This is a genomic window from Corynebacterium sp. AOP12-C2-36 (assembly GCF_052379185.1).
GTDB lineage: Bacteria > Actinomycetota > Actinomycetes > Mycobacteriales > Mycobacteriaceae > Corynebacterium.
The window spans coordinates 239,249-262,113 of the sequence record NZ_JBQSYJ010000002.1 but is presented as its reverse complement, the minus strand read 5'-3'; the positions used below and the strand labels follow the sequence as shown (position 1 = coordinate 262,113).

Annotated in this window: 15 protein-coding genes; 8 read left to right on the top strand and 7 right to left on the bottom strand. The window is 67.0% G+C overall.

Annotated features, from left to right (window positions below; genetic code table 11):
• Positions 1-5 precede the first annotated feature (5 nt).
• Both ACT3UN_RS02590 and ACT3UN_RS02585 read left to right on the top strand, forming a co-directional pair.
• Positions 6-626 carry an ABC transporter ATP-binding protein gene (locus ACT3UN_RS02590; RefSeq protein WP_444656253.1) on the top strand — a complete coding sequence of 207 codons (621 nt, stop codon included), beginning with the start codon at positions 6-8 and terminating at the stop codon, positions 624-626.
• A 48-nt stretch (positions 627-674) separates the two neighbouring features.
• Positions 675-1,232 (top strand): dihydrofolate reductase family protein, encoded by a 558-nt coding sequence (locus ACT3UN_RS02585; RefSeq protein ID WP_444656198.1) that lies wholly within the window; start codon positions 675-677, stop codon positions 1,230-1,232.
• A 32-nt stretch (positions 1,233-1,264) separates the two neighbouring features.
• Here ACT3UN_RS02585 and ACT3UN_RS02580 read toward each other — a convergent pair whose 3' ends face one another.
• From ACT3UN_RS02580 to ACT3UN_RS02570, 3 genes are all read right to left on the bottom strand, one after another.
• Positions 1,265-3,940, bottom strand: a complete 2,676-nt coding sequence (locus tag ACT3UN_RS02580) for a glycoside hydrolase family 65 protein (protein ID WP_444656196.1) — start codon at positions 3,938-3,940, stop codon at positions 1,265-1,267.
• Positions 3,941-4,017: 77 nt separating this feature from the next.
• Positions 4,018-4,737 carry an HAD family hydrolase gene (locus ACT3UN_RS02575; protein WP_444656194.1) on the bottom strand — a complete coding sequence of 240 codons (720 nt, stop codon included), beginning with the start codon at positions 4,735-4,737 and terminating at the stop codon, positions 4,018-4,020.
• 229 nt (positions 4,738-4,966) lie between these two features.
• Positions 4,967-7,162 (bottom strand): malate synthase G, encoded by a 2,196-nt coding sequence (locus ACT3UN_RS02570; RefSeq protein ID WP_444656192.1) that lies wholly within the window; start codon positions 7,160-7,162, stop codon positions 4,967-4,969.
• Between the two features lie 443 nt (positions 7,163-7,605).
• Between ACT3UN_RS02570 and aceA the strand changes: the two genes are divergently transcribed.
• Positions 7,606-8,898 (top strand): isocitrate lyase, encoded by a 1,293-nt coding sequence (gene aceA, locus ACT3UN_RS02565; RefSeq protein ID WP_301443179.1) that lies wholly within the window; start codon positions 7,606-7,608, stop codon positions 8,896-8,898.
• A 101-nt stretch (positions 8,899-8,999) separates the two neighbouring features.
• Here the strand turns inward: aceA and ACT3UN_RS02560 are convergent, their stop codons facing one another.
• Complete coding sequence (locus ACT3UN_RS02560; RefSeq protein WP_444656190.1) at positions 9,000-10,340, bottom strand: MFS transporter; 1,341 nt, start codon at positions 10,338-10,340, stop codon at positions 9,000-9,002.
• Between ACT3UN_RS02560 and ACT3UN_RS02555 the strand changes: the two genes are divergently transcribed.
• Complete coding sequence (locus tag ACT3UN_RS02555; RefSeq protein ID WP_444656188.1) at positions 10,339-11,304, top strand: GlxA family transcriptional regulator; 966 nt, start codon at positions 10,339-10,341, stop codon at positions 11,302-11,304. The two genes, ACT3UN_RS02560 and ACT3UN_RS02555, sit on opposite strands and share 2 nt — an antisense overlap.
• A 29-nt stretch (positions 11,305-11,333) precedes the next feature.
• Here ACT3UN_RS02555 and ACT3UN_RS02550 read toward each other — a convergent pair whose 3' ends face one another.
• Both ACT3UN_RS02550 and lpdA read right to left on the bottom strand, forming a co-directional pair.
• The gene (locus ACT3UN_RS02550; protein WP_441579643.1) at positions 11,334-12,446 is read right to left on the bottom strand and encodes a hypothetical protein; all 1,113 of its coding nucleotides are present in this window, start codon (positions 12,444-12,446) and stop codon (positions 11,334-11,336) included.
• Between the two features lie 343 nt (positions 12,447-12,789).
• Entirely contained in the window at positions 12,790-14,214 is a 1,425-nt protein-coding gene (gene lpdA, locus ACT3UN_RS02545) for a dihydrolipoyl dehydrogenase (RefSeq protein ID WP_444614796.1), read from the bottom strand.
• A gap of 447 nt (positions 14,215-14,661) precedes the next feature.
• Between lpdA and ACT3UN_RS02540 the strand changes: the two genes are divergently transcribed.
• Together ACT3UN_RS02540 and ACT3UN_RS02535 are read left to right on the top strand one after the other, a co-directional pair.
• The gene (locus tag ACT3UN_RS02540; RefSeq protein ID WP_444656186.1) at positions 14,662-16,053 is read left to right on the top strand and encodes an alpha/beta hydrolase; all 1,392 of its coding nucleotides are present in this window, start codon (positions 14,662-14,664) and stop codon (positions 16,051-16,053) included.
• Positions 16,054-16,075: 22 nt separating this feature from the next.
• Entirely contained in the window at positions 16,076-17,341 is a 1,266-nt protein-coding gene (locus ACT3UN_RS02535; protein ID WP_444656184.1) for a hypothetical protein, read from the top strand.
• Here ACT3UN_RS02535 and ACT3UN_RS02530 read toward each other — a convergent pair.
• Positions 17,298-18,536 (bottom strand): MFS transporter, encoded by a 1,239-nt coding sequence (locus tag ACT3UN_RS02530; protein WP_441588141.1) that lies wholly within the window; start codon positions 18,534-18,536, stop codon positions 17,298-17,300. The two genes, ACT3UN_RS02535 and ACT3UN_RS02530, sit on opposite strands and share 44 nt — an antisense overlap.
• 72 nt (positions 18,537-18,608) lie before the next feature.
• Here ACT3UN_RS02530 and ACT3UN_RS02525 point away from each other — a divergent pair, with 72 nt between their 5' ends.
• Positions 18,609-20,705 (top strand): acyl-CoA dehydrogenase family protein, encoded by a 2,097-nt coding sequence (locus ACT3UN_RS02525; RefSeq protein ID WP_444656182.1) that lies wholly within the window; start codon positions 18,609-18,611, stop codon positions 20,703-20,705.
• Between the two features lie 1,549 nt (positions 20,706-22,254).
• Positions 22,255-22,833, top strand: a complete 579-nt coding sequence (locus ACT3UN_RS02520; protein ID WP_444656180.1) for a hypothetical protein — start codon at positions 22,255-22,257, stop codon at positions 22,831-22,833.
• The last annotated feature ends 32 nt before the right edge of the window (positions 22,834-22,865 follow it).

The window sequence follows — 22,865 nt, the reverse complement described above, 5'->3', positions numbered from 1 at the left end:
TCCGCATGCAGGACATCTGCCTGACCTACCCGGACGGCGGGTCCACCGTGACCGCCCTGGACCACGTGAGCCTCGACGTGCACCCAGGCGAACTCGTCGCCGTGGTCGGCGAGTCCGGCTCCGGCAAGTCCACGCTGCTCTCCGTCGCCGCCGGGCTGACCACCCCGGACTCCGGGACGGTGTCCACGACCGGCACCACCTCCGTGGTCTTCCAGTCCCCCAACCTGCTGGACGCCCTGGACGTGCGCGAACAGCTGCTGGTCACCGACCACATCGCCGGACGGCGCATCACCGCCGCACGTCGACGCCGTGCCGACGAGCTGCTGGCCCGCGTGGGGCTGGACGGTTTCGGCGCACGCCGCGTCGCCCAGCTCTCCGGCGGCCAGCGCCAGCGGGTGAATATCGCCCGGGCGCTGATGCCCGGGCCCGGCCTGCTGCTCGCCGACGAACCGACGTCCGCCCTGGACGAGCGGCTGTCGCACCAGGTCGTGGACCTGCTGCGCGAACTGACCGACGAGCACTCGCTGGCCACCGTGCTGGTCACCCACGACCGCAACCAGCTCGACCGGGCCGACCGGGTGGCGCAGATGCACGACGGACGGCTGTCGCAGGAGGGACGGCGGTAGCATCGGGGTTCCTGCGCGCACCCCCTGCGACACGAGAGAAGGTCCACCATGAGGCCCCTTCGGTACGCGATCAACGTGACCCTCGACGGCTGCTGCCACCATGAGGCCGGGACGCCCCCGGACGAGGAGACCATGGCCTTCTGGGCCCGCGAGACCGCCCGCGCGGACGCCATGCTCCTCGGACGCACGACCTACCGGATGATGGAGGACGCCTGGCGCAGGCCGCCGGACGGCACCTGGCCACAGTGGATGGACACCTGGGAGATCCCCTTCGCCGAGGCGATCGACCAGGCCAGGAAACACGTGGTGTCCGCCACGCTGGACCACGTGGACTGGAACGCCGAACTGCTGCACGGTGACCCGGTGGCGGCGGTTCGCAGGCTCAAGGAACAGCCCGGTGACGGGATCCTCCTCGGCGGCGTGACCCTGCCCACCGCGCTCGTGGCGGCGGGGCTGGTCGACGAGTACGTGTTCGTGGTGCAGCCCGTCCTCGCCGGGCACGGGCCGAGGTTGCTCGACGGTCTACCCGGGCACCTGATGCTCACCCCGGTGGCGCGCGAGGAGTTCGCCTCCGGCGCCGTCGCCGCGCACTACCGTCCTGCCTGAACGGCGCAGACTACGCGCAACTCACGCGCGGCTCACGCGCGCAGCAGCGTCTCCCCGGTGACCGTGACCGGCTCGGGGCCGACCATGGTCTCCTGGCCGCACACCGTGATCGGGCCCACGACCTCGGGATCCTCGTCGGTGGTGTGCAGGGTGACCTCCCCGTCGGCGACCGTCACCTGGATGATCCGCCCACGCAGGGTGATGCGGTACTCCAGGGCGCCCCACTCCTCGGGCACACGCGGGTCGATGCTGTACTGCCCGTAGTTGTCGCGGAAACCGCCGAAGCCGTAGACCAGGCAGCTCCACACACCGCCGCACGAGGCGATGTGCACGCCGTCGGGGGTGTTGCCGTGCAGGTTGTTGAGGTCGATGAACAGGCCGCGGTGGAAGAAGTCCATCGCCTTGTCGTGCAGGCCCAGCTCGGCGGCCATGATCGACTGCACCACCGCCGACAACGAGGAGTCGCCCGTGGTCAGCCGGTCGTAGTAGTCGTAGTCGCGCAGCTTGGTCTCCGCATCGAACTGGGAGCCCTGCAGGAACAGGGCCAGCACCACGTCCGCCTGCTTGAGGATCTGGTACCGGTAGATCGTCAGCGGGTGGTAGTGCAGCAGCAGCGGACGCTTCGGCCCGACCTCCGGATCGTCCAGGCTCCACAGCTGGCGCTGCATGAACTGGTCGTCCTGCGGGTTCACCCCGGTGGTCTCGTTGAAGGGGATGTACATGGCGTTGGCCGCCTGGTCCCACAGGTCCAGCTCGTCCTCGCTGAGTCCGGTGCGCCGCAGCATGTCACGGTAGGCACCGGGCCGGTCGGAGCGCATCTGGCGCACCACCTCGGCGGCCACACGCAGGTTGTACTGCGCCATGACGTTCGTATACAGGTTGTTGTTCACCACGGTGGTGTACTCGTCGGGGCCGGTCACCGAGTGGATCTCGAAGCGGGTACCGGAGTTGTTGAAGAACCCCAGCGACATGAAGAACCGGGCCGTGCCGACCAGGATGTGGATGCCCTCGTCCAGCAGGAAGTCGGTGTCGCCGCTGGCGTAGATGTACTTCATCAGCGCGTAGCTCACGTCGGCGTCGATGTGGTACTGCGCGGTGCCGGCGGCGTAGTAGGCGCTGGACTCGTGGCCGTTGATCGTGCGCCACGGGAACAGGACGCCGTCGTGCGAGAGCTCCAGGGCACGCGCACGCGCGGCGGGGAGCATCTTGTAGCGGAAGCGCATCGCGTTCCGCGCGAACTGCGGGTTGGTGTACGTCAGGAACGGCATCACGTAGATCTCCGTGTCCCAGAAGTAGTGCCCGCCGTAGCCCGAACCGGTCAGCCCCTTGGCCGGCACACCCTGGGTCTCCGCCCGCGCCGAGGCCTGGATGAGCTGGTAGATGTTCCAACGCACCGCCTGCTGGAGCTCCGGCTGACCGGGGATGCGCACGTCCGACCGCTCCCAGAAGTCGGCGAGCCAGTTCTTCTGGTCCTCCTGCAAACGCTCCAGCCCCACCGCCTTGGCCCGGTTGATCGTGCGCGCACAACGGAACGCCAGTTCATCGGCGGCGACGTGGCGCGAGGAGTGGTACGAGATGAACTTCTCCAGCCGCAGCTTCATGCCCTTGCGTCCGGCCATGTGGTAGACGACCCGGGCGACGTCCTCGCGCAGTTCGGTCTGCACCTCCACCCCGTCGACCGGGTGGTCGCCGGCGTCGTCGGTACCGCTGAGCTGCATCTTGTGGTCCATGCTGACCGCCACGGTCATGCCGGAGTGGTTGATGCGGTATCCCAACGTGACCCGCTCGTCCTCCGGCTGCGCCTGGTAGGTCGGGATGAAGACCCGCTCCTTGAACTGCTCTGCCTTGCGCGGGTCCGCGCCGTCGCCGACTGCCCCGCCACCGGTACCGACCGGCCCGTCGGCGGTGGTGCCGGTGTGGTCGATGACGGTGGAGTACTCGTCCTCCCCGTCCTGCCGGTTGAGGATCTGCGACGACACCACGACGGCCGCCGGGGCGTCCAGCAGCTCGATCTCGGTGCTGGTCACCATGAGGTGACGCTCGGTGAAGCTCACCATGCGCTCGTTGGTGACCCGCACCCGCTTGCCGGACGGCGTGCGCCACACGAAGCTGCGGCGCAGCACGCCGTCGCGGAAGTCCAGGCCGCGCGAGTAGTCCTCGATCTCGTTCTGCGACAGGCGCAACGGCTCGTCGTCGACGTAGATGCGCACCGTCTTGGCGTCCGGCACCTGCACGATCGCCTGGCCCTCGCGGGCCAGTCCGTACGCGTCCTCCGCATGGGAGATCGGCCAGGTCTCGTGCACACCGTTGATGAACGTGCCGTGTTCGTCGGAGTCCCGGCCCTCCGGCGGGGTGCCGCGCACGCCGAGGTAGCCGTTGCTCAGCGCGAAGTGGCTCTCCGTGAGCCCCAGGGACGTACGCTCGGGACGCTTCTCGTACCAGCCCCACTCGTCGACGGGGTTGTTCTCGCGGTCGAGCCCGGTGGTGGGGTCGGTGTCGTGGTGGTGCTGGTCGGCGCGGTAGCCCGACGGGAACAGGCCCTCACCGTCGATCTCACCGACTGCGCTGGCCGCGCTGGCGCTGTCCGCGGTGTCGATCGGACGGTTGACGACGGATGCCACCCGTCGGCGTTGGTCGAAGAACCGCTCGAGGGCCGTGTCCGTGCCCCCGTTGGTTCCGCTGCCGTCGGTCGCGTCGTTTCCGCTCATCGTTGCTTGTCTCCGGTTTCCTTGCATGTCAGGTGGTCAGGTGTTCAGCGTGGGGTCAGCGTGGGGTCAGCGCAGGATTAACGCGGGACGAGTTCGGCGAGGTCGGACACGACGGTGTCCGCGCCGGCGTCGAGCAGCGCGGCGCGTCCGGCACCACGGTCGACGCCCACGACGAGGCCGAAGTCCCCGGCGCGTCCCGAGGCTACGCCGGACGTGGCGTCCTCCACGACGACGGCGCGCGACGGGTCCACGCCCAGGGAGGACGCGGCGAAGGCGTAGGTGTCGGGTGCGGGCTTGCCGGCCAGGCCCTCCTCCGCGGCGACGTTGCCGTCGACGATGAGCCCGAAGCGGTCGATCAGCCCGGCGGCGGTGAGGACCTGGCGGGCGTTCTTCGACGAGCTGACGATGGCGATCTGCGGGGCCTCCGGCGCCGCCAGGGCGTCCAGCAGTGAGACGGACCCGGGGTAGGCGTCGATGCCGCGGTCGAGGGCGCGCAGGAAGTCCTCGTTCTTGCGCAGGCCGAGGCCGGTGACGCTCTCGTCCGAGGCGGTGGCGGTGGCGTCGTCGCCGAGGGGAAGTTCGATGTCGCGGGAGGCCAGCAGGCTCTGCACCCCCTCCACGCGGGAGCGTCCGTCCAGGTACCCGTAGTAGTCCTTCTCCGTGTACGGCTCGGCGTCCCGGGCGTCGAGGTACTCGGTGAACATCGTCCTCCACGCCGCGCGGTGGATCTCCGCGGTGGGTGTGATGACGCCGTCGAGGTCGAAGAGGACCGCGTCGTAGGTTCTCAGGTCAGGCATCCTGGGCAGACTCCTCGGTGGGTTGGTTGTGGTGCTCGGCTGGTGCACAGCGTGTACTCGGGTGGCCTATCCTAGTGCCCCCGCGGGCCCGCCGCCGGACAACGGTGTGCACCACCCACGACCTGCGCAGAGGACGGGAACACCCCAGGGTGGCTCCCCCTTTCGTGAAGGGGAACCACCCTGGGGTGATCAGGTCAGGCTGTCGCGCCTGTCAGGAGTTTCAGGCCTGTCAGGCGATGCCGTTCTTCTCCTTGTACTCGCGACGACGCGCGTGCAGGATCGGCTCGGTGTAGCCGGCCGGGGACTCGGTGCCCTTGAACACCAGGTCCTTGGCGGCCTGGAAAGCCACGGAGGCCTCGAAGTCCTCGGCCATGTTGTTGTACTCCGGGTCGCCGGCGTTCTGGCCGTCGACGATCTTCGCCATGCGCTGCAGGGCGTCGGTGACCTCCTGCTCGCTGACGACACCGTGCTTGAGCCAGTTCGCCAGGATCTGGGAGTTGATGCGCAGCGTGGCGCGGTCCTCCATCAGGTCGACGTCGTGGATGTCGGGGACCTTGGAGCAGCCCACACCCTGCTCGACCCAGCGGACCACGTAGCCCAGCAGCGACTGGCAGTCGTTGTCGACCTCCTGCTTGATCTGGTCCTCGGTCCAGTCGGCCGCGGGGTGGACCGGCAGGGTGAGGATGTCGCCGAGGGTGTCGCGGCGGCCGTCGGTGAGCAGCTTCTCCTGGACGGCGAAGACGTCGACCAGGTGGTAGTGGGTGGCGTGCAGGCTGGCGCCGGTCGGGGACGGGACCCACGCGGTGGTGGCGCCCTCCTTCGGCTGGCCGATCTTCTCCTTGATCATGTCGGCCATCAGCTCGGTCTTGGCCCACATGCCCTTGCCGATCTGTGCCTTGCCGGGCAGGCCGTGGGCCAGGCCGGCGTCGACGTTGTTGTCCTCGTAGGCGATCTTCCATGCGGCGGTCTGCAGCTCCGGCTTGCGGACCACGGGGCCGGCGAGCATGGAGGTGTGGATCTCGTCGCCGGTGCGGTCGAGGAAGCCGGTGTTGATGAAGGCCAGTCGCTCGGAGGACGCCGCGATGCAGGCGTCAAGGTTGGCGGTGGTGCGGCGCTCCTCGTCCATCACGCCGACCTTCAGGGTGTTGCGCGGCAGGCCGAGCAGATCCTCGACGTCGGAGAAGAGCTCACCGGTGAAGGCGACCTCCTCCGGGCCGTGCTGCTTCGGCTTCACGATGTAGATCGAGCCCTTGCGGGAGTTGCGGCGCTGGTTGTCCAGGTCGGTGCCGGGCACGGCGCAGGCGGAGGTGATGACCGCGTCCATGATGCCCTCGAAGATCTCCTCGCCGTCGGCGTCGAGGATGGCGGGGTTCTGCATCAGGTGGCCGACGTTGCGGACGAAGAGCAGGGAGCGGCCGTGCAGGCGCAGCTCCTCGCCGTCGCGGCCGGTGTAGGTGCGGTCGTCGTTGAGGGTACGGGTGAAGGTCTTGTCGCCCTTGGCGACCTCCACGCTGAGCTCACCGGTGTTCAGGCCGAACCAGTTGGTGTAGCCGAGGGTCTTGTCGGTGGCGTCGACGGCGGCGACGGAGTCCTCGAAGTCCATGATCGTGGAGACGGCGGACTCCATGAGGATGTCCTTGACCCCGGCCTTATCGTCCGACCCCACCGGGTGGGACGGGTCGATCTGGATCTCGAAGTAGAGGCCGTTGTGGCGCAGCAGGACGCCGGTCGGCGCGTCCTTCTCACCGGAGAAGCCCGCGTAGACCTCGGGCTCGCGCAGGTGGACGTCCTTGCCGTCGATGACGGCGACGAAACGGCCGGACGCCACGTCGTACTTCTCGACGTCGGCGTGGGAGCCGGACTCCAGGGGGACGGCCTGGTCGAGGAAGTCGCGTCCCCAGGCGATGACCTTGTCGCCGCGGACCTTGTTGTAGCCCTTGCCCTTCTCCGCGCCGTTCTCCTCGGAGATGACGTCGGTGCCGTAGAGCGCGTCGTAGAGCGAACCCCAGCGTGCGTTCGCCGCGTTGAGGGCGAAGCGGGCGTTCAGGATCGGCACGACCAGCTGCGGGCCGGCGGTCTCGGAGATCTCCGTGTCCACGTTCTGCGTGGTGATCTCGAAGTCGCCGGGCTCGTCGACGAGGTAACCGATCTCCTTGAGGAAGTCCGTGTACTGCTCGGCGTCCTGCTCCCCGGGGTGCTCGGTGTACCACTGGTCGAGCTTGGTCTGCAGCTCGTCACGCACGGCGAGCAGCTCGCGGTTGCGCGGCGTGTGCTTGGCGACGATGTCGCCGAAACCGGCCCAGAACGTCTCCGCGTCGACGCCGATGCGGGGCAGAACCGTGTCGGTCACGAAGTTGTAGAGGGTCGCGGAAACCTGGAGGCCTCCGGCCGTGACCCGTTCCGTCTGCTGGGACTGTGACGTCATTGACTGCTCCTTCGTAAAGATGGGACTCGCATGACGGACGCCGGTGGGACGCCCGTCGCTGTAGGAACCACACTAGGTGAGCCACGTCACCGGCGACGAGCAACCACGGGTACCGGCGGGACCGTCACCCCCACAGGTGGGAATATCCGGAGAGGGTCGGCGGTAGCGATGACCGCTACGTAGGTACCCCTTACGTGACGAAGGTCGCACGTAACCCCTGCAAGTGGACCATGCCGCCCACATCGTGAGAAGTTTTGTCCCGCATATAGAGAACAGGGGTGAAGTGGTTTTCGCGCTACCCCCGGTGTTACCTGGAACACCCAAACCCTTTGACGTGCCCTTTTCCATCGGTATCCTCAAATGCAGCCGACCCGGGAGATCGCCAGCCGGGTGCAGCGCCGTTACCGCCAATCTCTCACCACTTAAAGGGAGTGACTACTTACATGTCGAACGTCGGACAGGCACGTACCGCCGCCGAAATCCAGAAGGACTGGGACGAGAACCCCCGCTGGAAGGGGATCACCCGCGATTACACCGCCGAGCAGGTCGCCGAGCTCCAGGGCACCGTCGTCGAGGAGCACACCCTCGCCCGCCGCGGTGCCGAGATCCTGTGGGAGGGCGTCAACCAGGGTGGCGACTCCTACATCAACGCCCTCGGTGCCCTCACCGGTAACCAGGCCGTCCAGCAGGTCCGCGCCGGCCTGAAGGCCGTCTACCTCTCCGGTTGGCAGGTCGCCGGTGACGCGAACCTCTCCGGCCACACCTACCCGGACCAGTCGCTGTACCCGGCCAACTCCGTTCCGGCCGTGGTCTCGCGCATCAACAACGCCCTGCTGCGTTCCGACGAGATCTCCCGTGTCGAGGGTGACGACTCCGTCGACAACTGGCTCGTCCCGATCGTCGCCGACGGTGAGGCCGGCTTCGGTGGCGCCCTCAACGTCTACGAGCTGCAGAAGGCCATGATCAAGGCCGGCGCCGCCGGTACCCACTGGGAGGACCAGCTGGCCTCCGAGAAGAAGTGCGGCCACCTGGGTGGCAAGGTGCTGATCCCCACCCAGCAGCACGTCCGCACCCTGAACTCGGCCCGCCTGGCTGCCGACGTCGCGGACACCCCGACCGTCGTCATCGCCCGTACCGACGCCGAGGCCGCCACGCTGCTGACCTCCGACGTCGACGAGCGCGACGCCAAGTTCCTCACCGGTGAGCGCTCCGCCGAGGGCTACTACTACGTGCAGAACGGCATCGAGCCCTGCATCGCCCGTGCGAAGTCCTACGCTCCCTACGCGGACATGATCTGGATGGAGACCGGTACCCCGGACCTCGAGCTCGCCAAGAAGTTCGCCGAGGGCGTCCGCGAAGAGCACCCGGACCAGCTGCTGAGCTACAACTGCTCCCCCTCCTTCAAGTGGTCCGCCCACCTGGACGACGACGAGATCGCCAAGTTCCAGAACGAGCTGGGCGCGATGGGCTTCAAGTTCCAGTTCATCACCCTGGCCGGCTTCCACGCCCTGAACTACTCCATGTTCGATCTGGCCCACGGCTACGCCCGCAACCAGATGAGCGCCTTCGTCGACCTGCAGAACCGCGAGTTCAAGGCAGCCGACGAGCGTGGCTTCACCGCCGTCAAGCACCAGCGCGAGGTCGGCGCCGGTTACTTCGACCGCGTCGCCACCACCGTGGACCCCAACTCCTCCACCACCGCCCTGAAGGGCTCCACCGAGGAGACCCAGTTCTAGTAACTGGTTCCCCGTCCTGACGGACGGGAACGGTAGGCCACACGACACCGGCCGGTCAGCAGAGATGCTGACCGGCCGGTGTCGTTGTGTGCGGGGAGGCTTCAGCTCTGCGCTCCCACGACCTCACGCCCCACCCTGCTGCGTCGAATACACAGACACAGAAGCGCCCCAACGCCGCAGAGCGCCGCGGCGCTGAACCATGCGCCGTCGTAGCTCCCGGTAGTATCCCGAATCATCCCGGCACCTGCTGCCGCGACTCCTGCACCGACCTGGTGACTGGCGAAGACCCACCCAAACACCACAGGGCCAGAGTCGCCGAAATGCTCCCGACACAGAGCCATCGTCGGTGGCACGGTCGCCACCCAGTCGAGGCCGTAGAACACGATGAATGCCCATAGCGGCGGTTCCACGACCGGCCCCATCATCATCGGCAGCAACAACAACGATACTCCCCGCAGCCCGTAGTAGGCGACGAGAAGTATCCGAGGATCAATCCTGTCGGTCAACCACCCGGAGGCCAGCGTGCCGATGATGTCGAATATCCCGACCAGGGCAAGCAGGCTGGCCGCAGTCGTGGCAGGCATGCCGTGGTCGTGGGCGGACGGGACGAAATGAGTGCCGACCAGGCCTACCGTGGTCGCCCCGCAGACCGCGAACGTCCCGGCGAGCAGCCAGAACTCCCTACTCTTGCCCGCGAGCCGCAGACTCCCCAGCGCCGTCAATGCGGGACGGGCCGCAGCGACGGTGTCTCGGGAAGAATCGGGGTTCTGGCCATAGCTGACAAGCCCCACGTCCTGCGGTCGGTCCTTGAGCAGCAGGAACACGACCGGCGCCGCCAACACTGCTGCAGCAGCGATTACCAGGGAGGCGGCCTGCCAACTGTGCCTATTCGCCAGGTGCGCCAGCAGAGGCAGGAAGACGAGTTGCCCGGTCGAGCTTGCCGCGGTGAGAACACCTGAGACCAGGCCACGACGCTGCGTGAACCACCGTCCGGATACCAACGCGGCGAAGGGCATGGACACCGCACCAGTGCCTGCACCGATGAGAAGACCCCACAGGACCCACAGCTGCCAGGGTTCGCTGACGAACACCGACAGCGCGCTTCCGATTCCGACCACAGCCAGAGCGACAGCAGCAACACGGTGAACACCGAACCGTTCCATCAGGGACGTGGCGAAGGGCGAGAAGAGTCCGAAGAGCAGGAGATTGAGTGACACCGCACCACTGATGGTGCCGTGGGACCAGCCGAATTCGCTGTGGAGCGGATCCATGAGTACGCCGGGTGCCGAGCGAAAACCCGCGGCCGCGAGCAGCGCCACGAATGCGACCACGACGGTCAGCGGGAACCAGAAGGAGTGTCGTTGAGCCATGAGCCCATTCTTTCGATGTGAAACCCTTCTGCCTATTGGCAGGAAAGCCAATATGTGTAAGGTTTTGGCCATGCCACCGCGCCACCATGTCGTAGTCCTACTTCTGCCTCCTGTCATCGGTTTCGACGCAACCATTCCCCCGCTCGTCTTCGGCAACGCCCGGAACGAGGCCGGTGAGAAGCTCTATCGGGTTTCCGTGTGCTCCGCGGACCCCGGCCCCGCCACATGCGCAGATGGATTCGCTCTGACCCCAGGATCCGAGACCGACGCGCTGAAGACCGCGGACACCGTCGTTGTTCCCGGCACGATGCGCAGCAGCGTACGCAAGGATGGACGACTTGATGCCGCTGCCAGTGCCGCATTCGACCTCATTCCGGGCGACGCGCGCGTGATCTCGCTGTGCACCGGTGCCTTCGGGCTGGCCGCCGCCAGCCTCCTGGATGGACGACGGGCAACAACACACTGGCAGACGGTGGCTCAGTTCCGTCGCCTCTACCCACAGGTCCGCCTCGAGGAGTCTGCACTCTTTCTCGACGAGGGAATGGTCATGACCTCGGCGGGACTGTCCGCAGGCCTTGATCTCTGCCTTCACGTCATCCGCAGCGATGCCGGATGGAAGACTGCCAACGATGTCGCGCGTCACTGCGTCACCCCACCCCACCGCGACGGGGACCAATCTCAGTTCATCAAGTGGCCGGTTCCCACACAAGGGAATACCGGAACGACCGCAACTCAGGAATGGGCGCGGGGTCGCCTCAGCGAACCGTTGACTGTGCAGCAGCTCGCCGGGCATGCCCAGATGAGTTCCCGGACGTTCGCCCGCCGTTTCACAGAAGAAACCGGGGCCTCTCCTGCCCGGTGGCTCGCACGGGAACGGGTCCGTCGGTGCCAGGAACTGCTGGAATCCACCGACCTCACGGTCGACACGATCGCCCAACGCGTCGGGTTCGGCACCGGAGCCACCCTCCGTGCACGTCTGCGGGCAGAGACGGGGACGACGCCGAGCAGCTACAGGCGTCGCTTCGCGAGAACCTGACCCAGAGGAAGGTCACCGGCCATGCCCCGCTACCTGTTCTTCCTGCGGAAGCGTGTCGGGGGCTTGTCCTCGTAGAGGCCGGTGATCTGACGTCGGATGTGCTCACGCCGGTTGTAGGTGGCCTCGCGGATGGCCTCGTCGTCGTCGAAGCTGGAACCGATCGCCCCGGCCATCGTGCCCAGCGACGCCGTCAGCCAGGCCAGCTTCGCGTAGCCCCACGGGAAGGGTTCGTCGCTCACCTGGGCGCGGAAGTAGTTCGTGTCCACGATGACCACCGAGAGCACGAGCAGTGCGATGAACACGGTGGTGTAGATCATCGCCGCGGCGATGAGCACCGTGCACAACGTGGCACGGTTGTCCATGCGTGCACGCCACGCGGCCACGCTGTCCGCCTCACGGTCGGGCCACCGGTTCCAGAGGCCGTTGTGGTAGACCAGCCAGAACGTCAGCGCGCCCACCGCGAAGATGCTGATGACGAACATGCGCAGCAACGAGATCGTGTGGGACATCTGCCACATCGACCCGTAGAAGATGCCGTAGGCGCCGGTGGCGACACCGATGGCCAGGCAGCCGGTGAGCACGCGGTAGAGCACCGCCGGACGGTTGCCCGCGACCATCCCCAGCAGCAGTCGCAGGGACCTCCCCCACCCGTCGATGACGCGGGTGGAGTCCGCCTCGGCGTCACCGCCCTCGATGTCGCTGGTGTCGGTGACGTCCTCGAGGATGCCGGCGCCGGCGGGTTTGCCCTTGAGCAGACGGCTGAGCTCCTGCCGCAGGCCCTCCTGGGCGCGCAGCAGACCGAAGGCCGGCAGGCAGAGCATGGTGACACGGCCCCGGTTCACCGTCTGGCTGATGACCGGACGCCGCGTGGTCAGCGGCAGGTCGGTGACGTAGACCATCCGGTCCCAGCCGTGGCTCTCCATGATGCCGGTGGAGCTGTCGGCCAACCGGACGCTACCGTCCAGGCCCATGGGCAGGGTGCTGGTGCGTACCTCGACCCGCGGCAGTCCGAGCGCGGCGAGGTCGTCGTCGGTGAGATGGGTCTCGTCCGGGTCCACCCCGAGCTTCTCGAGCACCTTGCGCACGCGTTTCTCCGGCAGTCCCCGGTCGACCATCACACCGACGGTCATCACCTTGCCCATGCCCGGCCCCCTGCCTGGCTCCGTACCTGCCCCAGCACATGCTCCATGATCGGCCTGTTTCTCCTGCCTCCGAACGTCCCGACGTATTGGCGTGAATCGTACCTGTCCGCGACCGCCCGCGTGGCAGGCATGTGCACCGACGGTCCCGTGCAGCCTCATCACCCTCCCAGGCAGGCTTCCGGGCCGAAACCCTGCCTGGAAGGGTGATGACTCCGCATCACTCAGCCGACCCGCACGCCCGTGGCCACCCCGTCATGGAAAACACCCTCCCAGGTAGGCGTTCGCGGTGAAACGCTGCCTGGGAGGGTGAGGATCCTGCACCTGGTAGGTGCGGGAGGGGGAACTACAGGTTGATCATGTGACCCATCGTGCCCTCGGCGGCCTCCTTGATGGCCTCCGACAGCGTCGGGTGGGTGTGGACGTTGCGTCCGATCTCCTCGGCCGTGAGGTCGAAGCGCTGCGCCAGCGTCAGCTCGGGGAGCAGCTCGGAGACGTCCGGGCCGACCATGTGCCCGCCGATGAGCTCACCGTACTCGGCGTCGACGACGATCTTCACGAAGCCGACACCCTCGTTGAGGCCCATGGCCTTGCCGTTGGCGCTGTAGGGGAAGGACGCGACCTTGATCTCGCGACCGTTCTCCTCGGCCATCTTGCGGGCGGCCTCCTCCGTGTAACCGAAGGACGCGACCTGCGGGGAGCAGAACGTCGCGCGCGGCATGTTCATGTAGTCGCCCAGTTCCTGGGTCTCCACGTCCGCGATGGTCTCGGCGGCCACCACACCCTGCGCCTCGGCCACGTGGGCGAGCTGCAGCTTGGCGGTGACGTCGCCGATGGCGTAGATGCCGTCGACGTTGGTGCGCATGCGCTCGTCGATGTCGATGGCGCCACGCTCGGTGAGCTTCACACCGGTGTTCTCCAGGCCGAAGCCCTCCACGCGGGGGGCGAAGCCGATGGAGACCATGACCCGGTCGGCCTTGATGGTCTCGGACTTGGAGCCGTCGGCGGTCTCGATGTCGACCTCGACGCCGGCGTCGCCACCGAGGTCGCGCACGGCGGTGGTCTTGTGACCGGTCTTCAGGTTCACGCCGAGCTTCTTGTACTGCTTGGCGATCTCCTTGGAGACGTCCTTGTCCTCGTTGGGCAGGACACGGTCCATGAACTCCACGACGGTGATGTCGACGCCGAAGTTGGCCAGCACGTAGGCAAACTCCATGCCGATCGCGCCGGCGCCGATGACGACCATGGACTTCGGGGCGTTCTCGTCGAGGATCTGCTCCTCGTAGGAGACGATGTTGCCGCCGATCTCGACACCCGGCAGGGACTTCACCACGGAGCCGGAGGCGATGATGGCGTTGTCGAAGGTGATGGTCTTGCCGGCGTCGTCGCCGTCGGTGACCTCCACGGTGTGGTCGTCGGTGAACGAGCCGAGACCGTTGATCTCGGTGATCTTGTTCTTCTTCATCAGGTAGTGGACACCCTTGACGATGCCCGCGGACACCTTCCGCGAGCGCTGGTGCGCCACGGAGTAGTCCATGCTGATGTTGTCACCGGAGATGCCGAAGGTCTTGGCGTCGTGGGTGAGGATGTGCGAGATGTCCGCGTTACGGATCAGCGCCTTGGAGGGGATGCAGCCGACGTTCAGACAGACGCCGCCCCAGTACTGCTTCTCGATCACTGCGGTCTTCAGGCCCAGCTGTGCCGCACGGATGGCGGAGACATATCCGCCGGGGCCCGCACCGATTACTACTACGTCATAATGTTCAGCCACGTGGTCAAGGATACGACTTTTCGGGCGGGACGTGCAGACCAGGGGCACCGAAGGGACTGTTCCCCGACGAAACAACAGGTCAGGGAGGTCTCCGGACCTACAGGAAGCGGACGACGAAGTCGGTGACCATGGACAGGAAGTTGTTGATGTTTCCGCCGAGGACCTCGTTGGAGCTGACGATGAACTGGTCGATGGGGGCGAGATTCACGGTGGTTCCTCTTTCACGTGGGGACGCCCCGGGCCGGTGCCCGGGGACGGTTTCGGACACCAGCATAAACGGTGGGAGGTCCGGTTGCGCTACGTCCGACGGGGATCAGGTCACCGGAACGGGTAACGGTACCCCCGCCCGGCGCGTTTTCGTTTGGGAAATCAGGCTTCAGGGTTACACGGTGCACGTCCACCGGCTAAGCTGTCGAGGTCTGACCCCACTGACTTCTTGAGGACCGAATGAACAAGCGCGCCATCGCACGCGTGACGGCTGCTGCCGTCGCGACAGCCCTGCCCCTGTCCGTCATGAGCGTGCTCGGCGCGGGTCCGGCGTTCGCCGGCATCGCCCAGCCGGACGTGGCCTCCGCCTCCGATAGAAGCGGCGACCCCCGTCCGGAATCCGATTACCGGAACACCGCCACGGTCAACAACCCCTTCCCCACCCGCGAGGCCGCCGAGGGTGAAGGCTACGTCGATGAGTCGAAGGCCGCCTGGCGCGACTACGTCTACCACGCGGAGGCGGGCGTCAGCGAGACCGACCCGGACGACACCTGGGAGGCCGGCGAGCGCTACGGCCGCATGGAGGAGCGCATGGTGCACTCCAAGGCGATGAACCGCGACATCCCCGTCGTCACCATCCGCGCCAAGGAGGATCCCCGCAACGCTCCCACGATCTACCTGCTCAACGGTGCCGACGGCGGCGAGGGTGCAGCGAACTGGCTGCGCCAGACCAACGCCGTGGACTTCTACGGCAACCAGATCGGCAACGTCAACGTGGTCATCCCCATGGAGGGCGCGTTCTCGTACTACACCGACTGGCAGGAGCCGAACGCGACTCTCGACAAGGGCGGCAACAAGCAGGCCTGGGAGACCTTCCTGGTCCAGGAGCTGCCCGGCCCGATGGAGACCGCACTGGGAACCTACAACCCCAACCGCTCGATCATCGGCATGTCGATGACCGGATCGACCACCCTGGTCTACGGCGAGAAGTACTCCGGTTTCTACGACTCCATCGGCGCCTACTCCGGCTGCGCGGCGACCTCCGGCGAGGCCGCCCCCACCGTGGAGATCGTCCTGGGCCGCGGCAACGCCACCTACGAGCAGATGTGGGGTGACCGCAACGGCCAGGTGGCCCGCGACAACGACGCCCTGGTCAACGCCGCGGACCTCAAGGACCAGCACAACGTCTACGTCTCCACCTCGACCGGCCTGATGGGCGAGCACGACGTCTCCTCCGGCGACCGCCTCAACGGCATGGTCATCGGTTCCATCGTCCCGGCGACCGAGGGCGGTGTGATCGAGGCGGCCACGAATGCCTGCACCCACCTGCTGAAGTCCACCACGGACGCCGCGGGCATCACCCAGGAGTCCAACAACCTAGTCTACAACTTCCGCAACACCGGCACGCACCAGTGGGGCTACTGGCAGGACGACATGTTCGACGCCTGGCCCACGATCTCCGAGGGCCTGTTCCCCGGCGGCGGCGCCAACGCCGTCGCGCAGCGGGACGCGGCCAAGGCCGCCTACCTCGAGGACAACCCGGGTGCCGGTGCCGCCGGTTCCACCCCGGTCTCCTCCCTCCCCACCTGGGACGAGGTCACGGCGAACGCCGAGGAAGCCGACGACGAGTAGTCGACGCCGTCCCACAGGTGCCGTGAGAGCACTGTCCGCCGCCACCCTCGTGGTGGCGGTTTCCGGTTATGCGGTCATCGTCGTCGCCGGCCGCGCGCTCGACACGGTCGGCTACGAGGCCTTCGCCGTCTTCTGGGGGCTCTTCTTCGCCCTCGCTGGCCTCATCGACGGTCTCCTGCAGGAGACCACCCGCTCCGTCGCGGCCCGCACCACCGCCGCAGGACGCACCGGGCAGGCGCCACACGCCGCCGCAGCGTCCTCCGTCCGCCCGGTGGCGGTCGCGGCGGGCCTCGCCGTCGTCGTCGCCACGGTCGTCGCTGCGTCCGGCCCGCTGTGGGCGGGGCGTATCCTGCCCGACGGGTCGTGCCTGGCGGGCGCCGGCGTGGTGCTGATGGCCGTCGGGTTGGCGTCCTACACCTTCCAGGCCGCGGTCTGCGGCCTGCTGTCGGCGGCGATGCGCTGGACCACGTTCGCCTGGCTGATCAGCGTGGACAGTGCGGTGCGCATCGTGCTGGCGCTGATCGCGTGGGCGGCGGGCTGGCAGCTGCTGGCCTTCCTGCTCGTCACGGTCATCGGCGCGGCGACGTGGCTGGGGCTGCTGCTCGTGTCCCCGTCGAGCCGGCGTCTACTGCACGAGGTCGGGGACGTGGGCACCGCGGAGTTCCTGCGGCGCACGTGCAAGGCGATGCTGGCGTCCGGCGCGAACGCGGTGCTGATCACCGGCTTCCCCGTGCTGATCACGTTCACCTCGGGGGCGGACGTCTCCCCCGGTGCCTTGGCCGCGGTGATCACGGCGGTGACGCTGACCCGTGCGCCGCTGCTCGTGCCGCTGCAACGTTTCCAGCCGGCGCTGATCGTGCACCTGACCGCGCACCGCGACCGGGTGCTGCGCGCCTGCGTCCTGCCGGCGACGGTGATCGTGGCGACGGCCGCGGTCGGCGGCGTGGCGGCCTACTGGCTGGCGCGTCCGCTGATGCTGCTGTTCTTCGACGAGGAGCTGGTCAGTTCGCCGGTGGTGCTGGCGGCGTTGACCGTGGCGTCGGCCTCGACGGCGCTGCTGATGGTGACCGGCTCTGCAGCCCACGCCGCCGAACGCCACTCCCTGTACCTCGCGGGGTGGGCCGTGGCGACCGTCGCGGCTGTGGCGCTGCTGTCGGTGGACGCCTCACCGGAGGTGCGGGCCGTACTGACCCTGGGACTCGCCCCGCTGACGGGCGTGGTCGTGCACGTCGTCGCGCTGACGCTCAGTCGGCCTGCGCGGGAATGTTCTTCCGCGAGAACACGGTGACGATGACCAGGAAGACCACGGCCACGACCACACCGGCACCCAGCATCACCGGGTAGCTCAGGTTCGCCGAGAGGCGGGTGAGGATCATCGGGAAGAAGAAGCCGATGTAGGTCAGCGTGTAGTAGGCGGCGGTCAGGCCGGCCAGGTCGTCCGGCCCGGCGATGCGCTGTACCTCGGTGAGGCCGCTGATCAGGCACAGGCCGTAGGCCGCGCCCAGGATGATCGCCACGACGATCGCGCTCCACACGGCGATGTCGCGGGACGCCACCGCGGCCACCGCCATACCGACGATCACGAGCACCAGCGCCACGATCGGGCCGCGTGCGTTGTAGCTGGTGTTGATGCGCGGGCCGAACTGCTGGATCGTGAAGCCGGACGCCAGGGCGATCACGGTGAGCAGCCCGGAGAACGCCACCGGGCTGCCGACCTGGTCCTGGACCAGGCGGGGCGTGATCGCGTAGGCCACGCCGGCGGCGCCGAAGACCCAGGGGGCGATCGGTGCGACCACGGTGAGGAAGCGCGGGTGGCGGATGGTGGGCACCAGGATGTCGGACCAGAACGAGCCCTTCACCTTCAGGTGCGCCGACTGGCGGGTCTCGGGCACGGTCATCAGCCCGGCGAGGGCGACCACAGAGATCAGGCAGTGCACGATGTAGGGCAGCTGGCCGGGGATCGGGCCCCACTCCGCCAGGACGCCCGCCAGGCCGGCGCCGAGGCCGAAGCCGGCGGTCAGCGACATCGTGGCGCGTTTCGCACCGGCCGACGGTGCCACGCCGGGCTCGAAGGTGGGGGTGGAGAGTTCCTTGATCCACGAGCCACCGACGGACATCGCGATGCCCACGGCGAGCCCGGCGAGGATGCGTCCGATGAACATCACCGACTCGGTGGTCTCCCCCAGCGCGATGAAGACGCTGCCGAGCAGGGCGATGGCCGGGGACGGCAGCATCACGACCTTGCGTCCGAAACGGTCGGACAGCGGTCCGCAGATCAGCAGCCCGGCGACGATGCCCACGGCGTAGGAGACGAGCAGTGAGTCGACGAAGACGTCGCTGAACACCGCCTCCTGGCGGTAGAACACGAGCATCGGGGTGGCTTCGTTGCCACCCCACGCCACGCTGAAGACGGCGAAGGCGACGAAGAGCCATGCCCGGGAGTAGGCGGGTGAGGTCCGCGTGGTGTGCTCGTTCTCGGTCATGGTGTCTCATCGTAGGAGGTGACCGGTCGCGTCCGCTCACTGAGGACCCGGTTCCCGCTAATATGTAGTGGTATGGCACACACTGAGAAGGCCCTCGACACCACTGAAATCGCCGCGAGCCTCACCCGCCGTGGCAACGAACGTCCCGCCAAGTTGCGTGACCGTGCGGACCGCGCCGTACGTGAGGCCGTCGCCGCCGAGCTCCAGGAGGTCCTGGACGGCCGCTGGGCGGACGTGAAGAACGAGACCCGCGCCCTGATCGTGGAGAAGGACCTGCACCCGGACGACACCCTGGGACTGGACGAGGCCCGCGAGCGGACCCTGTCGCAGATGCACGACATGCTCTCGACCGGCGCCCCGCGCGGGACGTTCCGCACCGACCACGGCGGTACCGGCGACATCGGCGCGACGCTCTCGGCGATCGAGTCGGTGGGTGGCGCCGACCTGTCGCTGATGGTGAAGGCCGGCGTGCAATGGGGCCTGTGGGGTGGTGCGGTGGAGAACCTCGGCACGGAACGCCACATCCCCCTGATCAAGGACATCATGGAGCTGCGGACGTTGGGGTCGTTCGCGATGACCGAGCGTGGGCACGGCTCGGACGTGCAGTCGGTGGAGACCACCGCAGTGTACGACCGGGAGACCGGGGAGTTCGTGATCGACACACCCACGGCCTCGGCGGAGAAGTGGTACATCGGCAACGCCGCCAAGCACGCCCGCATGGCCGCGGTGTTCTGCCAGCTCTACACCCCGGACGCCGACGGCGAGCTGGGCGAGTCCCACGGCGTGCACTGCATCGTCGTGGAGGTCCGCGACGAGGACGGCAAGGCGAAGCCCGGCGTGGGCATCGGCGACCACCTGTACAAGGGCGGTCTGAAGGGTGTCGACAACGGCACCTTCACCTTCGACCAGGTGCGCGTGCCGCGGGAGAACCTGCTGAACCGGTTCGCCGACGTCTCCGAGGACGGCGAGTACTCCTCCCCCATCGAGTCGGTGGGTGCCCGTTTCTTCACGATGCTCGGGACGCTGATCCGTGGACGCATCACGGTGGGTGCGGCGTCCGGCGCGGCGGCGCGCTCCGGGTTGGCGATCGCCACCGGGTACGCGAACCTGCGGCGTCAGTTCGCCCCGGACGACGAGCTGCCGGAGAAGAAGCTCATCGAGCACCGCAAGCACCGTCTGCGTCTGATCCCGCTGATCGCCCGGACCTACGGTCTGCAGCTGACCTCGAACCAGCTGATCGCCCGCCTGCACGACCTGGAGGGCGCGGGCATCGACCGGACGGACATGACCAAGGAGCAGCGGTGGGACCAGCGTGAGCTGGAGGCCCATGCCGCTGCCGTGAAGGCGGCGAACACCGACCATGCGATGCGGGTGCTGCAGGAGTGCCGTGAGGCGTGCGGCGGTGCCGGCTACATGGCGGAGAACCTGCTGACCACGTTCACGGCGGACGCGGACGTGTTCACCACGTTCGAGGGCGACAACGTGGTGATGATGCAGCTGGCGGCGAAGGAGCTGCTGACCGGCTTCTCCCGCGAGGTCGGTGACCTGAAGCCCCTGGAACTGGTGCGTTTCGGCCTGGACAACTTCGGCACCCTGCTGAAGCGCCGGACGGCGGCGGACACGCTGATCCAGAACCTGGTCGACTCGTTCACGGACAAGGAGGAGACGTCCCTGTTCGACCCCGCCTACCAGGTGGAGTTGTTGACGGAGCGCGAGGACCGTCTGCTGATGTCGCTGATCCGGCGGATCAAGCCGGCGCAGAAGATGAGCACGGAGGACGCCGCCGACCTGGTGGACAAGGCCCAGGACCACCTCCTGGAGTGTGCGTGGGCGCACGTGGACCGGATCATTCTGGAGGCGATGCTGGAGGGCGAGGCACAGCTGGCGGACGGCCAGGCCAAGGAGGTGATGGAGCAGGTGCGTGACGTGTTCGTGTTGAGCATCATCCACGAGCACAGCGGCTGGTACCAGGAGCAGAACCTGTTGACCGGTACGCGCACCAAGGCTGCCCGGGCCGCGCTGAACGACCTGGTGGACTCACTGGGGCCGTGGTCGCAGACGCTGGTGGACGCCTTCGCGGTCCCGGAGAACATCGTGGGCGTGCCGTTGATGACGGACTACGACGACATGGTCCCCCGGGCGAAGACGCATCCGGCCGCGGAGTCCTGACGGCAACGTCCGGCCCGGCACCGGGCCGGACGATAACGATGGGGTAACGACGTTCACTACACCGAACGTAACCACCCCCGTGGTGAACAAGATTTATGCACCTGACGGGGTTCCACTCACCCCCGATCGAGGCCCCGCAAGATCGTTATCTCTTCGTGACGTAACACCCGGCAATGGGTGTCCGTTACTGTTAATAGTGCGCCACAGAGCCTCATCAGCTCGCTTCGGCGCATGACCATACACGTTCCTTCGAAAGGTAACTATCATGCTGGATATCATCGGAACCATCGTCAACGCCGTCGGCACCTTCTTCACCGACGCCATCAAGCTGGTCACCGGCTCCATCGCCGGCTAGTAATTAAGCATCCGGCCCCCGCAAGGGGACTGTGAGCTTTTCCCCGTCCAACCTCACGGTTGGGCGGGGTTTTGGTGTTTCGCCGACCACTCCAGCAGTGTCACGCAACTCAAGTCTGACGGGCCGCCCATCCCTTCGCCAGACCCCACAAGTAGGGGCCTACATTTGCGGTCAAAGATATTCCCCGGGCGATACCGGAGCGTTATAGTTCTCCCTGTGCCCCACGGACTGTACGGTCCCGCACGGCGCGCATCGTATACGTCCTATCGAAAGGTATCCCATCATGCTTGGTATCCTCACCGAGATCGTCGAGACCATCGGCAAGTTCTTCACCTCCGCCATCAACCTGGTCACCGGTTCCATCACCGGCGGCGGCGCCGGCGACGACGTCAGCTAGTCTGCCACTTCGGCAGTAGCGACGCGGCCCCCGCCCCGGCGATGCCGGGGCGGGGGCCGCTCGGCGTCTGCAGCCTCTCTGAATGGTTTTGTTTCGTGGTGTAACGGAATTCGACGGCGGTCGATGTACCTACCGAGAGCGCAACGGAGCCACTCCGGCACCACGGCGCACCACCACTTCAACCGAGAGGTAACCACCATGCTTGACATTGTTGGCCAGATTGTTGACGCCATCGGCACGTTCTTCACCAACGTCATTGAACTCGTTACCGGCTCCATCACCGGTAACTGACATTCGGTAGCCTTCGGCAACGGAGGCGCGGAAGCGAAAGCCCACCCAGCAGGCGCTGGGTGGGCTTTCGCGATTCCCCCGGCAATCGACCAAAGCAAATACCCCGCGCCCTACATCCCCGAATTCCTGGCCGGAAGCCCCCATTAATTGTGTCCTTTTTCCAGGTAACGTACTTGTCCGATTGGCGATATCCTAGGTAAGCGGATAGAAGCCCCCAAAGCCGACACCGCGAGCACCACCCACCACATTCACCTTGCCTGAAAGGCCAGTGCCATGCTTGCAATCATCGGCTCCATCGTCACCCTCGTCGGCGCCGTCCTGATCGGCGCGATCATGCTGGTCGGCGGCTCCATCGTCGGCTTCTAATCCGCCCCGGACGCGACAAGCGCGAACCAACAGAAGGACCCTGCCCTCCGGGGCAGGGTCCTTCAGCTGTAGCTACCAGAGACCGGATGCCCCCAATAATCAGGGCCTCCGCCGACCGCTCCGCGGTCTATGTTTTATACATGAACATTCTTCGTCGCACGATCACCAGGACCGCAGCCGCCACCTTCATCGCCACGCTCGCAGCTGCAGGCGTCGGCACCGCCACCGCCGCACCACAGCCTGCCGAACTCACCGTGGAGGGCCTTGCGCTGTTCAACCCCGCGAATGACGAGCCCTACTCCCGTGGCATCTCCCCAGGAACGACGTTCTACGTCGCCTACTCGGTGACAAACAGTTCCGATGCCCCGATCACCGTCACCGGATACTCCTCCAGCATCACGACCAGGGTCGAAGACAAGTGGATCACCCAGGGCTATCAGCCCGACTACTGCGACCAGTACATCGTGGAACGCGGCAGCACCGAACGCCAGACCTTCCCCCAGGTCGTGACCCCTGGCGACACGATCCAGCCCCTGTTCGACAACGTGAACTACGAGTTCCTGTACGCCGCCGACAACCCGTGCCAGCGCATGGAGATCAACATCGGCACCGTCACCGTCACAGACGAGGATGACGACAGAGACGGAGACCTCCCCCCGGCCAGCTCCTCGTCCAGCTCATCGCTCGTCGGCAGCCTCGGGTCGCTCGCATCCAGCTAATCGACAACCCCCGGGCAACGACCCTCGGACAA